Source organism: Pectobacterium parvum (assembly GCF_020971565.1).
GTDB classification, from domain to species: Bacteria; Pseudomonadota; Gammaproteobacteria; order Enterobacterales; family Enterobacteriaceae; genus Pectobacterium; species Pectobacterium polare.
In genome coordinates this window covers 1,032,207-1,049,015 of sequence record NZ_CP087392.1, presented here as the reverse complement: position 1 = coordinate 1,049,015, position 16,809 = coordinate 1,032,207, and the positions used below count along the sequence as shown (strand labels likewise).

Below are 16,809 nucleotides of genomic sequence, written 5' to 3'. Positions count from 1 at the left end.
CATGAATAAATTAAAAATATCAGGACTTTTAACTTCTTTCGGGTTAGAAACTTTTTCCTCGCAAATAATATTTATTTTTATACCTTTACTTTTATTAATGAAAGGAAATGGAGATCTGATAGCTTCCATTACTCGAGCCTTAGCTTACATAGGACCTGTTATTCTCGGTTTTTATATAGGAAGCATAATCGACAGTTCAAATAAAAAAGCCTTAGGGTTCTTCGTGTCAATATCATCGTCTATAGTAACTTTTATTTATGGAGCTTTATCATTATATTACAATATGTTAGCCACCATTTGTTTTTTATTTTTTTTATCAATTTCCGGCTACCTCCTGAATAATTTAAGAGTAACAGTCCTACCATTAATGATAGAAAAATCAAAATTAAAAAATGCTAATTCTTTTTTATTGATAATTGAAAACTTGTCGTTATTGATTTCCCCAATTATTGCATCATTAATGCTTTCATTAATCAACCCTTCATTTGGGTTATATTTGTTAAGTTTTTGTTTCTTTATTTCATCTTTTTTGTATCTTTTATCTCTTAACTCAACAGACACACTAAATCGGGAGGTAAAAAATACAAATTTTTTACAGGCGGTATCGATTTTAAAATCCAATAAAAATTTCGTTTGCTATATATTCGCCATGATGGGTAATAACGCATTTGTGGGCGTATTTTCTCTTTACATTATGTTTTACTCTCAAGAGTCGGGGGTATTTACCACGAGTGAAAGTCCGTATATTTTAGTCGCGTCAGGCATTGGCGCCATACTCTCTGGGTTTATATCTTCAAAGTTAATTGATAAATTTAATACTAGTAACCTTATCTTTTTTTGCGGTGTTGCACTAATTTTCATACCAACGCCTTTATTTTTTTTCCACAACAAATTTTCATTTTACTTCGCATCATTCGGTGAAGGGTTTTTCTCATCTATTTTAGTTATATGCGTATGGACAATGCGACAGCTATTAATACCCAAGGAAATTCTGGGTAAAATAACCGGACTAACTAGCGCAATGTTTAAGTTATCAATGGTTATCAGTATTCCTCTTGCAGGCTATTTGGCTGATACGACTAAAAACTCTTTTTATTCATTAATATCTTCTTCTTTATGGATGCTGATATTTTTAATCCCTTTGTTTTTAAATGTTCTAAATTCCAGAGCGAATAACAACTGATTTATCTATCCGGCTAAAAAAGTTTATTAGCATAAAAAGCGCTAAACTCTGATGTCTTTGCGCTTTTTCCTGATTTTACCGTTCTTAACGTTTCGCTAACGCAGATGCACGCTATTCATCAGCACCCTATTAATTCATTAAACATTAAAAAGACCTTCAACGATGAAAGATGCAGAAAAATACTTAGCCATAGGGAATAAATATTAGAAATATTTATATAAAGGTTAATACTTACTCTCAGAATATCCATCATTTCTAGAGGGAATAAGCAATGGGCGAAAACTATACGGTAGGAGATTACTTATTGGATCGTCTGACACAGATTGGTATTCAGCATCTCTTCGGGGTGCCGGGCGATTACAACCTGCATTTTCTCGATCATGTCATCAGGCACCCGGAGATCGCCTGGGTGGGCTGTGCGAACGAATTAAACGCCGCTTACGCCGCCGATGGCTATGCGCGATGCCGGCCAGCAGCGGCCTTGCTCACCACCTTCGGCGTGGGCGAACTCAGTGCGATTAACGGTATTGCAGGCAGCTACGCGGAATGCCTGCCCGTCATTCACATTGCCGCTGTGCCCAGTCTCGCGTCACAACACAACGGCGAATTACTCCATCACACATTAGGCGACGGCGACTTTAGCCACTTTTCCCGCATGGCAGCAGAAGTTACCGTTGCGCAAGCCAGCCTCACCGTCGAGAACGCTACCACGGAGATCGACAGGGTTATTGGAGAAGCGCTTGCGCAGCACAAGCCGGTATACCTGTTTCTGCCCTTAGACGTGGCGGCGGCACCGGCTGGAACACGACCGTATTCGCTCGTTATCCCTGAACCATTACGCTCTGATGAATCGCTACAAGCTTTTACCACAGCCGCCACCACGATGCTCAGCGAGGCAAGATCAGTCTCCTTGCTGGCTGACTTTCTGGCTCAGCGCGTTGGTGTTGCAGGGCAAATCCAACACTGGCTCGATAAAACCCCGCTCCCCCACGCCACCTTGCTGATGGGGAAAGGCACGCTAAACGAACAGCATCGCAGTTTTACCGGCACCTACGCGGGTGGCGGCAGTCACGAAGCGATCCGAGCACACATCGAAGACGCGGATGTCATCATCAGCATTGGCGTGCGTTATACCGATACGATTACCGCTGGCTTCAGCCACCAGATTTCCAGCGAAAAAAACATCGATATCCAGCCAACGCTGGCGCGTGTTGGAGGTCAAGTTTTCCCTGCTGTTCCGATGTCAGACGCCATCACCGCGCTGGAAAACATCACCGCGATGCTCTCACCCCGTTGGGATCACCGCACCATTACGCCTCCGGCCTTACCGCAGTCAGAGCACACAGACATACTCAATCAGCGAGAGTTTTGGCAACAGATGCAGCGTTTCCTCCGCTCTGGCGATATTCTCGTGACTGACCAAGGCACTTCCTGTTTTGGGGCCGCCACGCTCCGGTTACCAGCGGGCTGCCATTTCATCGTCCAACCACTATGGGGGTCGATAGGCTATTCTCTGCCCGCCGCATTCGGCGCACAGATTGCCGAACCGGAACGACGCGTGGTGCTGTTGATCGGCGACGGCTCACTTCAGCTCACCGTGCAGGAACTGGGCTCGATCATTCGGGATCGCTTGAATATGGTCATTGTGGTGCTGAATAACGAAGGCTACACCGTTGAACGCGCGATTCACGGCCCCGAACAGCGCTACAACGACATTGCCGCCTGGAACTGGACACAGCTTCCTGCCGCGCTAGGGGCGAATGAAGACGAGATACTCTGCGAACAAGTATGTTCACCGGCCGCACTCGCACAGGTGCTTGAGCAGGTGAACGCCGTGTCGCGTTTGTCGCTCATTGAAGTGGTATTGCCGAGAATGGATATTCCCGCGCTTTTACACACCATCACGCAGTCGCTTGAGACCCGCAATACCGTGCAGTAGCACGGTCAGACTGTCGACGAACCTATTTATTGAACGAGAACGGGAGTAACGGAGTAGAAGAGTAAAGCGTTTGCGCCAGGGACAAAAGCGTCAGGAACGCTTTTGAACGTCGCTTGCGACGGCCCTGAAAGGGTGAATCTCATGGATGAGATTCATATCTGCGCAATCCGAGCGTACAGGGATGTATTCACAGCGTCTTTACGATCTATCCGTTACTACCGCCATACGGGCTTTGTCAGCAACCTCGGTATTCTTTTTACCGCCTACCTCGTAAGCGGTATATTCAACGATTAAAGATGTATTTAAAATGCAATTTATAAACTGCATTCGTTGAGAGGCAACATCATGGCATACCGCGATCAATCCCTGGGTGAGTTGGCTATCGCTATTCCGCGCGCGACCAAACTCTTTCGTGAACTCAATCTGGATTTCTGCTGCGGCGGAAAGCAAACGCTCAGCCGCGCGGCTGGCAAAAAAGATCTCAATATCGACGAGCTGGAAGCACAGCTAGAAAAACTGGCAGCGCAGCCTTCTGATGCGCGGGACTGGCGTGAAGCACCGCTGGCTGACATTATCGCGTACATCATCCCTCGCTTTCACGATCGCCACCGTGAACAACTGCCAGAGCTGATTCTGATGGCGGAAAAAGTCGAGCGTGTCCATCACGATAAAGCCGACTGCCCGCACGGCCTCGCAAACCAGCTGACTGCCATTTATAACGAACTGTCTCAGCATATGATGAAAGAAGAACGTATCCTCTTCCCAATGATCAGTCAGGGAATGGGCGCGAATGCTGCCGCACCGATTTCCGTGATGGAGCATGAACACGATGACGCTGGACGTGATGTGGAAGTGGTCAAAGAGCTGACCAATGGCGTTGTACCGCCAGAAGGGGCCTGCAACACCTGGCGTGCGCTGTACTCTGGTATCAACGAGTTCATTACCGATCTGATGGAACACATCCATCTGGAAAACAATTTGCTGTTCCCACGCGCGCTGCGCGGTGAGTAATGTCGTTTCAATAAAAAAAGAAAGTCAGTAAAAACCATTCCGTAAAAATAACAAAGGCGCTCAGTGAGCGCCTTTCTTTTTGTCTGGAGATTACAGAATTTCCAGCAGTTCCACTTCAAAAATCAGCGCGCTGAATGGTGGAATGGACGCACCTGCACCACGTTCGCCATACGCCAGATTGTGCGGAATATAGAGTTCCCACTTGGAACCGACTGGCATCAGCGTCAACGCTTCAATCCAGCCTGGAATCACGCCGCTTACCGGGAATTCAGCAGGTTGACCACGCTGGACGGAGCTGTCGAACACGCTGCCGTCAATCAGACGGCCGGTGTAATGCACACGTACGCGATCCTGACGAGCAGGAATCGAACCTTCACCCTGAGTCAACACACGGAATTGCAGACCAGATTCCGTGCTGTTCACGCCTTCTTTCTGCGCGTTTTCGGCCAGGAATTGCTGACCTTCTACCGCCAGCACCTGTTGGCGATCGCGACGTACCGCATCAGCACGCTCATGAATTTCACGCAGCGCACGATGAACCACATCCACAGGCACCGCAGGCGCATTACCTTCCAGCGCGTCACGTAAACCAGCAAGCAGAGCTTCTGGGATCAGACCTTCAAGACCTGATTCCTGTAACTGTTGACCAACCTGTAAGCCGATGCCGTAACTTGCCTGCGCTTCGACGCTATCAAAAGAAGGAGTTGTCATGGATGTTCCTTTTAATCTGTAAAAAACTGAAAGCGCAGCATAACAGCGACGGGGATTGGGGTAAAATCCTGCGTGCAGGTAATCACGTTAACCGCACGCCAGCCAAGCCATTCCGGGAAGCTGGCCTATACTGGTAGTTCTGATGTTTCTATCGCACGGGTTGCCTTAATCATCAACGCGTTAACTGGTCAGCCCATGCGGGTTATCGGTATACTGGATTGCGTTAGCATCCTGATACTGTTTTTATGCCGACGCCGTCTGGCTAGTGAGATAGCTTAGTTACCGACATCGTTTTAGTTACGGGCATAGCGTTGTTAATGACATCATTTTTATATGATGCTGTTTTTATACTGAACTGTTTTTATATTAAACCGTAGTAAGAGAGGTCACCATGGGCAGAATTGCGCCCAGGAAGCGGAAAACCACCTGGGATTATCAAACGCTAGTACGCTTCTGCCAGCGAATCATCCAGCGGCAGCCCTCACATGCTGTAGCCGTAGAAAACGACGGGGAACGCGAAGAGCAGGAACAGCTGCCCGCTCCTTCCCTGCGAGAGCGTCTTGGTGCCATGCTACAGAAAATCTGGCATCTGCCCGACGGCTATCATTGGATGGAACCATTGCCGTTCCTCCATCGTCGCTGGATTTTAATCGCTATCGCACTGCTGCTCGTCGTGTTGCTCTGGCCTTACAGCGTCCAACATCCGCAGCCTGCCCGTACCACACCCGTCCCTCTTACGCAGGCAGATAATCAGGCGGCGATGCAGGCCGTGATTATTGAAAACCAGCCTTCCATACCCCAGCAGCAGCCTGCGGCTACCGAGCCTCCGGCACAGTCATCAGCACCGTGGCGACAGTATGAGATCGCCTCAGGGCAAACGCTGGCCCAGCTCTTTCGCGATAACAATCTGCCCGTCAGCGATGTGTTCGCGATGGCTCAGGTGGAAGGCCGGGATAAGCCGCTCAGCAATTTACGGGCGGGTCAGGCAGTCAAATTACAGCTGAATGCACAAGGTATGGTCGCCGAGCTGGAGATCGAAACCACGGCGAACCAGACGATTCGGTTCACCCGCGGTGCAGACGGTGCTTTTACTCGTACTCGCTAACGAGCCAGCCGTTCCAATAGAAAATCGCGCAGGACAATAGCATGGTTGTGCTGCGCGTCTTTACTGCCATAAAGCAGCGTGATTGCCTGCTTCTGCTCAAGTAACGCCAGCAGCCTGCCGCACGCCGAGCCCTGCGCTAACTCATTACGATAATAATCCACAAATTCCGCCCAGCGTTCAGGCTCAGCGTGAAACCATTTCCGCAACTCGCTGCTCGGCGCGATGTCTTTAAACCACTCAACGCCCTCAAGACGCGCTTTGCTGATGCCGCGCGGCCACAGACGGTCAATCAGAAAAGTGGGGGAAGAGAAAGGCGCGTGCGCGTCATAAACGCGGGTGAGATGAATCAAGTCAGACATGCGGCCTCCGGCCTGCTTTTTAGGTATAGGTAATGATAGGTCATTTCCCGATCCCTAAAATGCAAAACGCTGGCACTAGGCCAGCGTTTCACATGTTAACTAAAGTGTTAATTCAACGATAAACGTGAATTACGCTCCAGCAACAACAACGACATTCAGTTCAGCAAAGACATCGCTGTGTACCTGGAAGCTCACTTCGTGCTCACCCACAGTACGCAGAACGCCGTTCGGCAGGCGAACTTCGCTCTTAGCAATGTCAACACCGGCAGCCGTTACCGCATCAGCGATATCGCGAGTACCGATGGAACCGAACAGTTTACCTTCGTCGCCTGCTTTAGACGCGATGGTAACGCTACCCAGTTCTTTGATCTTAGCAGCGCGAGCTTCAGCAGCAGCCAGAACGTCAGCCAGTTTGGCTTCCAGTTCAGCACGGCGTGCTTCGAAGAACTCAACGTTTTTCTTGGTTGCCGGGACAGCTTTGCCCTGTGGAACCAAGAAGTTACGAGCATAGCCCGCTTTAACGTTTACCTGATCACCCAGGCTGCCCAGGTTTGCTACTTTATCAAGCAGAATAACTTGCATTACTTTATCCTCTCAAAGTCTCGTTAATGGACAGTGGCCGATTACTGATGACGGTCAGTGTACGGCAACAAAGACAAGTAACGCGCACGCTTGATAGCGCGGGCCAGCTGACGCTGGTATTTTGCACGAGTACCGGTGATACGGCTCGGAACAATCTTGCCGCTTTCAGTGATATAGTTTTTCAGCGTAGCGATATCTTTATAATCAATCTCTACAACGCCTTCCGCGGTGAAACGGCAGAATTTGCGACGACGGAAATAACGTGCCATGTGGCTAGTCTCCAGAATCTATCAATTCAATCTGCTCGGCATGTAACACTATCTTGCTCAAGCCATTGCGCCCTTGATGGCAGCTAATGAACCCGTGCACGGTAAGTTGCGTGCCGACCGTTATACTGTGGGTAACTGCTTGTGACGAGAGTCCGCTGACAATCACGGGCATACGACACCATGCTTGCCGACTCAATCCGGCTTCCTCCTGTGTCGAGCGGTGCTCAAGCACAAACTGACAGTGAGGAATGCCTGACGGGCTGACTTTACGAATGGGCGTCTTGCACACTGTGCCGGACAACACCAGACGATTCACCGTCACCACAACAATTACTCTTCAGAATCCCCTGCATCCACATCATCGCCAGCTTCAGCGAAATCTTCACGACGCTCACGGCGTTCGTCTTTCGCTTTCACCATTGGAGATGCTTCAGTTACCGCGTGCTTAACGCGCATAACCATGCTGCGGATAACGGCATCGTTAAAGCGGAAGTTTGTTTCCAGCTCATCGATCGCTTCCTGCGGCGCTTCAACGTTCAGCAGAACGTAGTGTGCCTTGTGCAGTTTGTTGATCGGGTAAGCCAGTTGACGGCGGCCCCAGTCTTCCAGACGGTGGATCGTGCCCTGCGCACCAGTGATAGTGGCAGTGTAGCGCTCGATCATGCCCGGAACCTGTTCGCTCTGGTCAGGATGAACCATAAATACGATTTCGTAATGACGCATCGAATTGCTCCTTACGGATTATTCAGCCTCCTGTCTGGGTCAACCGCGGCCCGTGGAGGCAAGGAACGTGTGTGTGTGCGGCTGAAAAAATGACGCGTAATTATAGTGCCCGACATTAAAGAACACAAGGAAGAAACACAGGAGTTTTCTGCATGGCAATATTTAAGCCATCGGGGCAGGATTACAGCGTCCGCCGGAAGAAATCAGCACCCGCCTGCAGCGCCGTTGGCGTAATGCGATGCCCCACGCCCGGCTCGGTCAAATACGTCAGATTAGCCAGCTTATCGCGCGCCTGTAATGCCTGATAGAGACGGACGCTTTCTGCAGCCGGCACGACATCATCCGCTTCACCGTGCCACACCAGCAGCGGACGATTAGATAACGCGTCCAGACGTGTGGTGACATCATAATCAGCCAATTTGCTCGCTAACGTCTGCAACACCGCTTGATTTTCCTCACTATCGGCCGGAACCGGAGGAAACAGCGCGGACGATAGCGTAGAGAAATAGCCCGATCCAATAAACGCCGCCACCACAGTAATCCACGGATAACGCGCCATACACCCAAGCGCACTCATTCCACCAAGCGACGCGCCGCAAACGCCAATCCGCTCGCCATCAATCAGGCCACGCTGCCGATATTCCGCCACATAGCCGGGGAGTTCTTCAATATTCGATTGCAGAATATCCCAGAAATGGCGCAATCGATGCGCTTCATCACCGTTATAGCGCGCACCGTGCATGGCCGCATCGGCCAAAATCACCCGAAATCCAGCCTGAGCCAACGCATAGCCAAAATACGAATACACCTCTTTTGATGACGTGTAACCATGAAAGAAGAAAATCGTCGGCAGGGGCTGTTCTCGCTTTCCCGCAGGTACCGCGTGAATCGTTTCAATACCGCTACCGAGTTTATCCAGTGACATTTCGACCATATTTCCCTCGTTTTCCGTTCTGTCAGCCTATTTTTATGTAGCGAAATCGTATTTAGCAGAAAGGGGACGACCTTTTACGATAACCCCACTCACAGCCATTTCTTATCTCCGTGTCGTCCTTGATTCCGTTCGGGTTTAATCGGCGCATTTATGTAAATAAAAAAATCACATTGATCTAGATCAATAACTGAAATGAATGTTTACACTCCGTGATTAATTTTTTTCCATTTACTGCCGTTAACGCATGTGAAGCAAGACTAAAAAATAACCTTTTTTATTATAAGAGACACACATATGTTGGGACTTTCTTTTAAACACTGGGGCCTGGGTATCAAGCTATCAGCCATCGCTTCACTGAGCGTGGCGATACTTTTTATCGCATTCACCCTATCCCTTACCCGATCAGCAGGCAATCAGCTCAAAGCTCTGACCCTTAACGACATGCAGAGCCAGGTGAATGGCGTCACCGACATGATCAACATGTACGATGCCAGCCTACAAGCCGAGGTCAGCAACTATACGCGGCTGCTGGCAAGCTTTCTGCCAACGCGGTTTTCACTGGATACCGTTAACCGCACGCCTTTCGGCAGCACCTCTCACCCAACGCTTAAGGCTGGCGATACGGTATTGAACCTCAACACCGAAGTGCCGGACGACTTTCTAAGCCGTACCCACGCGATCTCAACGATTTTTGTCCGCGATGGTGAGGATTTTACGCGCATCACCACTTCACTGAAAAAAGAAGATGGATCGCGTGCAATAGGCACCAAACTCGATCGTGAAAGCCCGGCCTATGCGCCCGTGATGAAAGGTGACACCTATAGTGGTTTAGCCACACTGTTTGGCAAACAGTACATCACCCAGTATCAACCGATACGCGATAGTGAAAACAAGGTGATCGGTATTCTGTTCGTTGGTGTCGACATCACGAAGCAATTTACCGAGATGCAACAAACTATCCTGAACAAGAAAATCGGTGAAACCGGCCATTTCTTTGTCCTTAGCACGAAAAAAGGAAAGGATGCGGGTAACTATCTTTATCACCAAAGCAATGCCAACCAACGCCCTGACTGGTCAGAAGGTGCGCTAGAGAACGTGCTGGCAACCGGTAATGGTACGCTCGAATACGACAACAACACGATGACGGGCGAAGAAAAAACCCGAATCATGGTGTACCGCAGCATTCCGCAGTGGAACTGGATTGTTGCAGGCGCAGTGAGCAAAGAAAGCCTAATGGCAGAGGTTAACCACACCCGTAACTTGTTTTTGGGCGGTGGCATTATTCTGGTTCTGCTCTTCGCAGGATTCTTTGTCGTACTGACGCGCAAATGGCTGAGCCAGCCGCTGGTTGAAATCGTTAAAGTGGCGGAACAGTTTTCTGCCGGTAACCTGACAGCAACGCTCTCAAGCAACCGTTATGATGAAGTTGGCCGCCTGATCGATGCCATTAACGGCATTGGACAAGGGCTAACGACCATCGTATCGCAAGTGAGAAATTCATCCGAAGAAATCAGTGCCAGCACCGATGCGCTGGCTGCCGATAGCGAAAACATCAGCGAGCAGATTGCCCGTCAGGCCAGTAGCGTCGAAGAGACGTCTGCCAGCATGGAGCAACTCTCCGCCAGCGTGAAACAGAATGCCGATAACGTCTCTGCCGCCAAAGATTTGGCAGAGCAGAGCGCCGCAGCAGCACGCAACGGCAGCCAGACCGTCACCGACTCCGTGTCGACGATGAGCGACATCAAGAACTCATCGCAGCGGATTGCTGATATCACGACAGTCATCGAATCTATCGCTTTCCAGACCAATATTCTGGCGCTGAATGCCGCAGTAGAAGCCGCTCGTGCGGGTGAGCATGGTAGAGGCTTCGCCGTGGTTGCTGCTGAAGTGCGGGCGCTGGCACAGCGCAGTTCTACCGCAGTAAAAGAGATTGAAACCCTGATTGATGAATCACTGGAGAAAATCGAAGCGGGTTATCATTTCTCAGAAAAAACGCAGGCGGTAATGGATGATTTGCGTAACCGCATCTTGCAAGTCAGCACCATCGTGAACGATATCGATATCGCCTCACGCGAGCAGTCCGCCGGTATCAGCCAGGTGAACATCGCGATTGTACAGATTGGTCAGGCAACACAGGAAAACGCCATTCTGGTCAACAATTCGGAAGACACCGCGCATAACCTGCGCCAGAAAGGCCACCACCTCAGCGAGTTGGTCAGCGTCTTCCGTATTTAAAAAGCCAGTAACGGCCATCGTGTCGCAGGTATTGCACGATGGCCGTTACTTGCGTATTATGCCGGCGTTTTTTCACCCAACCCCCACACTGACAAAGGAGACGACATCATGACAACACTTACTCTGATTCTTTGCAGGACATCTCGGGACTAATTCCGCATTCTTTTCCGCTTTGCGTTATCCCCCCCCAGCTGTAGCCTGCCTTACCCTATTTTTAAATTGATCAGCAGGATGATCTATGGGCAATGCTATTCGCTCTATTTCGGCGCGCGTCAGTGTGATCGCGACGGAAAATACCTGGATTGAAGATAAAGCAATCCAACAGCTTCAAATTACATCACAACTTCCCGATATGGTTCGCGTGACCGGCATGCCAGATTTGCATCCGGGCCGGGGTTACCCTATCGGTGCCGCCTTTTTTTCACAGCAGCGCTTCTATCCGGCGCTGGTCGGAAACGACATCGGCTGCGGCATGGCGCTCTGGCGCACAAGCCTGAACGCCAACAAAATTTCGCTGGATAAGCTGGAGAAACGGCTGGGTAATATCGATGGGCCACTGGAAGACGATATCGAGATTCCCCCATCGCTGGCGGATTTTCGCTATTCGCTGGGCACCATCGGCGGCGGTAATCATTTTGCGGAATTACAGCAACTTGATGAAATCTATCAGCCAGATGCGCTGCACGCTCTGCATATTGATCCTAAACAGCTGTTGTTGCTCGTTCACAGCGGCTCACGCGGATTAGGACAAACCATACTGGAAGCCCACGTGCGGGAATTCGGCCATCAGGGGCTTGAAGCCAACACGCCTGCCGCGGAGTCGTATCTGGAACAGCACCAGTTCGCGCTGACGTTTGCCACCCACAATCGGCGACTGATCGCACAGCGAATGCTGGAACGTTGGCATACGGAAGGCGATGCCGCACTGGATGTGAACCACAATCTGGTGACATCAGCAACGATTGAGGGCATTTCCGGCTGGCTGCACCGCAAAGGCGCGACACCCGCCGACTGTGGCCCGGTCATCATTCCCGGTTCGCGCGGCGACTACAGCTACATCGTGCAACCCATTCCTCACGCCGATAGCCTGTATTCGCTGGCACATGGCGCAGGCAGAAAGTGGATGCGCACGGAGTGTAAAGATCGGCTGTCTTCACGTTACAGCGTTCAGCAACTCGCGCGTACCCGCTTCGGCAGCCGCGTGATTTGTCAGGACAGGCAGTTGATTTTTCAGGAAGCGCCGGAAGCCTACAAGCCAATAGACAGTGTGATCGGTGCGATGCAGCAGGCGGGATTAATCACGCTGATTGCCCGCCTGAAACCGGTACTCACCTACAAAACGCGCGGGGAGGATAAATGATATTACTTCAACTCTCCGCCGCGCAGGGGCCGGACGAATGCATGCTGGCAACCGCAAAGGCTTTGCAGGCTCTAACGCGAGATGCCGCGCGGCAAGGCATCGAATGTGAAATTATCGAAACCGAAGCAGGGAAACGCGCTGGCACACTGCGTTCCGCGCTGGTTCTGTTAAACGGTGAACTGGCAGAAACACTGGCTACTAACTGGTGCGGTACGCTTCAGTGGACGTGCAATAGCCCCTGGCGTAAAGGTGGCGGACGTAAGAACTGGTTTATCGGCGTCGCACGTTTTCATCAGGAACAGGCGTTTGCCGATAACGAGATTCGTTTTGAAGCCACCAAATCCTCTGGCCCCGGTGGGCAGCATGTGAATAAAACCGAGTCTGCCGTCCGCGCCACCCATGTCGCCAGCGGCATCACGGTGAAGGTACAGAGCGAACGCAGCCAGCACGCTAACAAGCGTCTGGCCTGTTATCTCATCGCCTATCGTCTGGAAGCGTTACAGCAACAGCAGCATGCTGAACTGCGGGCACAGCGGCGTCTGTTCCACCACCAGATCGAACGCGGCAATCCAGTAAAAGTCTTCAAAGGCGAAGACTTTACGCTGGTCACGTCGCGCTAACCTCAACTCACAGACGGGCACTCGTTGCCCGTCTGTCATTTTCCCGCTTAAAGAGAATGCCATCGGCCCGACGATAGCGCTACACTCCCGCTATCTACTCCTGTCAGGCTGAAACGATGAACATCGTGCGGATACTTTTCTTACCCTTAATACTGATGCTGTCCGGCTGCCAGATCATCCAAGGTAAGCCTGTCGCGCCACCGCCGCCTGCGGAGAAAGCGCTCGAAATTCGCTATGCACAAACCAGCCAGTTGGAAAAAACGGGGACGATTTCGGTTAGCATGCGCGGAAATGCTGATGATGTGGATCACGCCCTTCAACAGAAAGCCGATGCCTCCGGCGCGCATTATTATGTGATTGTGCTGAAATCCGAGGCCGCGACGCTCCCCGGCATGTGGTTCGCGCGCGCCGTGCTATACCGCTGAATATACGGGCAAGTTGTCAAAACGTGGTAAACAAGGCTGGCAGGCAAAGATGTCCGCCAAACAATACCGGGCAGATTCCCGGTATTGTCATGCAACGCTAAATTAATACGACATACACGCCGCATTCAGAATTCCGCCGCTGAGCGAGGCGGCACAGAGAAAGGCACCGGTGGCGATATCGTTATTCTGGATATGCTGGCTGAGGCGCGGCATATACAGGCGCACCGCGAAATAAATCAGTAATTGCACCACCAGCGCGACGGCGCCCCAGGTGATGTAATCCACCAGACTCACCGAATTAATCGCCGCACTGGAAAGCGGGATCACATAGCCAATTAACGCCCCACCAAACCCAATAGCAGCCGTACCGTTGTTCTCTTTAATCAGCGCCCATTCATCATGCGGCGTGACGCGGGTGTAGATAAACAGAAAGGCCAGCACCATGGCAAACCCGATAAAGAAATAAGAGGCGAAAGCGAGTAGCGACGTAACAATAGGCATAGCGATATTCCTTTTAAATGCGCCCCGTTGGCGCATCAGCAACAGATAAGGCGAAGAAAGAAGAATTATATACCCTAAATAATTCAAGTTGCGTGAAGGCGGCAATCGCACGAGTCCCCAGGAGCTTACTCAGGTAAGTGACTGGGGTGAGTAAGGGCAGCCAACGCACAGGCAATTTGAAGTATGACGGGTATAGATGATTCTTGCATAGCAAAGTGTTTATACATGACTTTATGTGATAAACAACGCAGGAATCCCCAGCGGAACGCTTTATCAACCTAGCTATCCTATCCGCACGAGTCTCCTCACATTTTTTAAGAAAACGGATAAGCATTGCGTCTGAAATGCCGATAACAGATAAGGCATTTTTTATCAGTTAGATAGTGCCTGTTTCACCTTCATCACCTGCTTTTTATGCAAACACACAACAACAACTAATCCGTTATTGACCTGCGATGACGGTAAATAATTAATGAACGAAAGGAAGAGGTTTATGCTGCGCTGGATGTCATTTCAAAACCTGTCTGTAACGCGAAAGTTATTGGTAGGGTTTGGTTTATTACTCGTCATGGGAGTCATCCTTTCCATGGTCGGCTTTTACGGATTACACAATAGCGACCAATCGTTAAAACGCATCAGCCGTCTTGGTGCCATGTATGACAAGACGGTGGTCGCGCGGGAAGGCAACTTTGGTTATGCGCTGGAGCGTAAAGCACAGTATCTGGAACAGCACGACAGTGCGATCGGTAACATTAAGGAAGAGCTGTCCGCGCTGCTGAAAGCGATCGACACAGGCCACTGGCCAGCGGAAGACAAAAGTGCCATTCAGGATATCAATGCGTCACTCAGCGCTTATATTTCACAACGCCAGCAGGTGATGAGCCCAGATGTGAGCCAACAGCGGCTCAGTGAATTGAACGAGCAGATGGCGGTGTTGCAGGAAAACATCAACAAACTTTACTTCACGGAAGAGAGCCGCGCGGGCCGTAACGTCATTAGCAGCGACATACAGCTGGGCGTGATTACGCTGATTGCCATTATACTCGGCCTGACCACAGCCATTGTTATCTCACGGCAGATCGTACGCCCGCTGCATCAGGCATTACACGCCACCCGTGCGATTGCGGAAGGCGATCTCACCGTGCAACTTCACAACGATCGTCATGATGAATTAGGCCAATTGATTTCAGCCATGGGGCAGATGAACAGCAATCTGCACAGCATGATTGATAAAATTCGCCTCAGCGCGAACCAGATTTCCTATGCCGCAGGGGAAATTTCTGCCGGTAATACCGACCTCTCTTCTCGCACAACGCAACAAGCTGCTGCGCTTGAAGAAACCGCCGCCAGTATGGAGCAGTTGACGTCAACGGTGAAACAGAATGCTGATAACGCCCATCAGGCCAACCGACTGGTCATGGATGCTTCTGACACTGCGAATCAAGGGGGAGAACAGGTTTCTAAAGCCGTCAACACCATGCACGATATCGCGCAAAGCTCCCACCGCATCGCTGAAATTACCTCAATGATCAACAGCATCGCGTTTCAAACCAATATCCTGGCGCTGAATGCCGCGGTAGAGGCTGCGCGAGCCGGTGAACAAGGTCGTGGTTTCGCCGTCGTCGCCAGCGAAGTGCGTAGTCTGGCACAGCGCAGCGCACAGGCGGCCAAAGAGATCGATACACTGATTGCCGAGTCGGTTTCGCAGATTAATAACGGTGCGGCACTGGTTAACGGCGCGGGGAAAACGATGGAAGGGATTGTCCAGTCAGTGACGCAGGTCCACGACATCATGAAAGACATTACTACCGCTTCTGACGAACAGCATCGCGGCATTTCTCAGGTCGGTCAGGCCATTATAGAAATGGATCAGAACACACAGCAAAACACCGTGCTGGTGGAGCAATCCTCATCTGCCGCTCAGTCGCTGGAACAGCAGGCGATCGTGCTGTCTGATGCAGTGTCTGTTTTCCGGCTTTTACAGCCTTCGCAGCAAGACGTTCGCAGACTGGCGAGTCCTGCAGCATAAGCACTATTTAGAACACCAACCCAAAAAATCAACGAGGTGCCTGATGGCACCTCGTTATGATTGATAGCTACAGCAACTATGCGCGCTGGCGAACGGCTTCAAACAGACACACGCCCGTCGCAACCGACACATTCAGTGAAGACACGCTGCCCGCCATCGGAATACTGATCAATTCATCGCAGTGTTCACGAGTCAGACGACGCATACCTTCCCCTTCCGCGCCCATGACCAGCGCCAGCGGCCCAGTCAGCTTACTTTGGTACAGCGTATGATCCGCTTCACCTGCCGTGCCGACGATCCAGATATTACGTTCCTGCAACAGGCGCATCGTACGGGCCAGATTGGTCACGCTGATAACCGGTACGGTTTCCGCCGCACCACAGGCCACCTTCTTCACCGTCGCATTTAGCTGCGCAGAACGATCGCGTGGCACAATCACCGCATGCACGCCCGCCCCATCCGCATTACGCAGGCAAGCGCCCAGGTTATGTGGATCGGTCACGCCATCCAATATCAGCAGGAAAGGCGTTTCCAGATTGTCTAACATCGCAGGCAGATCGTTTTCCTGATATTTCCGCCCTTCTTTGACTTTCGCTACGATCCCCTGATGCACCGCGTCTTCAGCCTGCTTATCCAGCCATTGACGATTCGCCACTTGAATGACGATGCCCTGCGCTTCCAGATCCGCAATCACGGACTGAAGGCGACGATCGTCGCGCCCTTTCAGAATAAAGACTTCCAGAAAACGCTGTGGATCGCGCTCAAGCAGTGCCTTAACTGCGTGGATACCGTAAATAATTTCGCTCATTGATACTCTTCAGAT

General features: G+C 50.9%; 19 protein-coding genes. 10 read left to right on the top strand and 9 right to left on the bottom strand.

Features of this window, described 5'->3' with window-relative positions:
* Position 1 precedes the first annotated feature (1 nt).
* From LOZ86_RS04690 to ytfE, 3 genes are all read left to right on the top strand, one after another.
* Positions 2-1,183 carry an MFS transporter gene (locus tag LOZ86_RS04690; RefSeq protein ID WP_072037844.1) on the top strand — a complete coding sequence of 394 codons (1,182 nt, stop codon included), beginning with the start codon at positions 2-4 and terminating at the stop codon, positions 1,181-1,183.
* A gap of 271 nt (positions 1,184-1,454) precedes the next feature.
* Positions 1,455-3,122: an indolepyruvate decarboxylase gene (ipdC, locus tag LOZ86_RS04685; RefSeq protein ID WP_230242904.1), complete on the top strand. Its 1,668-nt coding sequence runs from the start codon at positions 1,455-1,457 to the stop codon at positions 3,120-3,122.
* A 345-nt stretch (positions 3,123-3,467) separates the two neighbouring features.
* Positions 3,468-4,133, top strand: a complete 666-nt coding sequence (gene ytfE, locus LOZ86_RS04680; RefSeq protein WP_010279034.1) for an iron-sulfur cluster repair protein YtfE — start codon at positions 3,468-3,470, stop codon at positions 4,131-4,133.
* 90 nt (positions 4,134-4,223) lie between these two features.
* Here the strand turns inward: ytfE and bamJ are convergent, their stop codons facing one another.
* Positions 4,224-4,844 (bottom strand): BamJ family beta-barrel-assembly machinery protein, encoded by a 621-nt coding sequence (bamJ, locus tag LOZ86_RS04675; protein ID WP_010279036.1) that lies wholly within the window; start codon positions 4,842-4,844, stop codon positions 4,224-4,226.
* A 2-nt stretch (positions 4,845-4,846) separates the two neighbouring features.
* Between bamJ and LOZ86_RS21330 the strand changes: the two genes are divergently transcribed.
* Together LOZ86_RS21330 and LOZ86_RS04670 are read left to right on the top strand one after the other, a co-directional pair.
* Entirely contained in the window at positions 4,847-4,981 is a 135-nt protein-coding gene (locus LOZ86_RS21330; protein WP_258210326.1) for a hypothetical protein, read from the top strand.
* 254 nt (positions 4,982-5,235) lie between these two features.
* Positions 5,236-5,949, top strand: a complete 714-nt coding sequence (locus LOZ86_RS04670) for a LysM-like peptidoglycan-binding domain-containing protein (RefSeq protein WP_039486275.1) — start codon at positions 5,236-5,238, stop codon at positions 5,947-5,949.
* On the opposite strand, the gene LOZ86_RS04665 is transcribed toward LOZ86_RS04670, so the two are convergent.
* The 6 genes from LOZ86_RS04665 to yjfP all read right to left on the bottom strand — a co-directional run bounded on the left by LOZ86_RS04665 (position 5,946) and on the right by yjfP (position 8,816).
* Positions 5,946-6,308, bottom strand: coding sequence for a DUF488 domain-containing protein (locus LOZ86_RS04665; protein ID WP_039486277.1), 363 nt, complete (start codon positions 6,306-6,308; stop codon positions 5,946-5,948). The genes LOZ86_RS04670 and LOZ86_RS04665 overlap by 4 nt on opposite strands.
* 129 nt (positions 6,309-6,437) lie before the next feature.
* Complete coding sequence (rplI, locus tag LOZ86_RS04660; protein ID WP_039486279.1) at positions 6,438-6,890, bottom strand: 50S ribosomal protein L9; 453 nt, start codon at positions 6,888-6,890, stop codon at positions 6,438-6,440.
* A 41-nt stretch (positions 6,891-6,931) separates the two neighbouring features.
* Positions 6,932-7,159, bottom strand: coding sequence for a 30S ribosomal protein S18 (rpsR, locus tag LOZ86_RS04655; protein ID WP_005974788.1), 228 nt, complete (start codon positions 7,157-7,159; stop codon positions 6,932-6,934).
* A 4-nt stretch (positions 7,160-7,163) separates the two neighbouring features.
* Positions 7,164-7,484: a primosomal replication protein N gene (priB, locus tag LOZ86_RS04650; RefSeq protein WP_015841576.1), complete on the bottom strand. Its 321-nt coding sequence runs from the start codon at positions 7,482-7,484 to the stop codon at positions 7,164-7,166.
* A gap of 5 nt (positions 7,485-7,489) precedes the next feature.
* Positions 7,490-7,882, bottom strand: a complete 393-nt coding sequence (gene rpsF / locus LOZ86_RS04645; protein WP_005974793.1) for a 30S ribosomal protein S6 — start codon at positions 7,880-7,882, stop codon at positions 7,490-7,492.
* Between the two features lie 181 nt (positions 7,883-8,063).
* A complete protein-coding gene (yjfP, locus tag LOZ86_RS04640) occupies positions 8,064-8,816 on the bottom strand; it encodes an esterase (protein WP_230242902.1) in 753 nt (250 codons plus the stop codon).
* A 294-nt stretch (positions 8,817-9,110) separates the two neighbouring features.
* On the opposite strand from yjfP, the gene LOZ86_RS04635 reads away from it, so the two are divergent.
* From LOZ86_RS04635 to bsmA, 4 genes are all read left to right on the top strand, one after another.
* Complete coding sequence (locus LOZ86_RS04635; protein ID WP_230242901.1) at positions 9,111-11,051, top strand: methyl-accepting chemotaxis protein; 1,941 nt, start codon at positions 9,111-9,113, stop codon at positions 11,049-11,051.
* 238 nt (positions 11,052-11,289) lie between these two features.
* A complete protein-coding gene (locus LOZ86_RS04630) occupies positions 11,290-12,411 on the top strand; it encodes an RNA ligase RtcB family protein (protein WP_039486283.1) in 1,122 nt (373 codons plus the stop codon).
* Positions 12,408-13,031 (top strand): peptide chain release factor H, encoded by a 624-nt coding sequence (gene prfH, locus LOZ86_RS04625; protein ID WP_039513285.1) that lies wholly within the window; start codon positions 12,408-12,410, stop codon positions 13,029-13,031. Before LOZ86_RS04630 ends, prfH begins: the two co-directional genes overlap by 4 nt.
* A gap of 116 nt (positions 13,032-13,147) precedes the next feature.
* Positions 13,148-13,456, top strand: coding sequence for a biofilm peroxide resistance protein BsmA (bsmA, locus tag LOZ86_RS04620; protein ID WP_161546803.1), 309 nt, complete (start codon positions 13,148-13,150; stop codon positions 13,454-13,456).
* A gap of 102 nt (positions 13,457-13,558) precedes the next feature.
* Here bsmA and LOZ86_RS04615 read toward each other — a convergent pair whose 3' ends face one another.
* Positions 13,559-13,957: a DUF350 domain-containing protein gene (locus tag LOZ86_RS04615; protein ID WP_039486288.1), complete on the bottom strand. Its 399-nt coding sequence runs from the start codon at positions 13,955-13,957 to the stop codon at positions 13,559-13,561.
* A gap of 493 nt (positions 13,958-14,450) precedes the next feature.
* Here LOZ86_RS04615 and LOZ86_RS04610 point away from each other — a divergent pair, with 493 nt between their 5' ends.
* A complete protein-coding gene (locus LOZ86_RS04610) occupies positions 14,451-15,986 on the top strand; it encodes a methyl-accepting chemotaxis protein (RefSeq protein ID WP_080728082.1) in 1,536 nt (511 codons plus the stop codon).
* A gap of 76 nt (positions 15,987-16,062) precedes the next feature.
* On the opposite strand, the gene rlmB is transcribed toward LOZ86_RS04610, so the two are convergent.
* On the bottom strand, positions 16,063-16,794 hold the full coding sequence (gene rlmB / locus LOZ86_RS04605) for a 23S rRNA (guanosine(2251)-2'-O)-methyltransferase RlmB (RefSeq protein WP_039486291.1): 732 nt from the start codon (positions 16,792-16,794) through the stop codon (positions 16,063-16,065).
* Between the last annotated feature and the right edge of the window lie 15 nt (positions 16,795-16,809).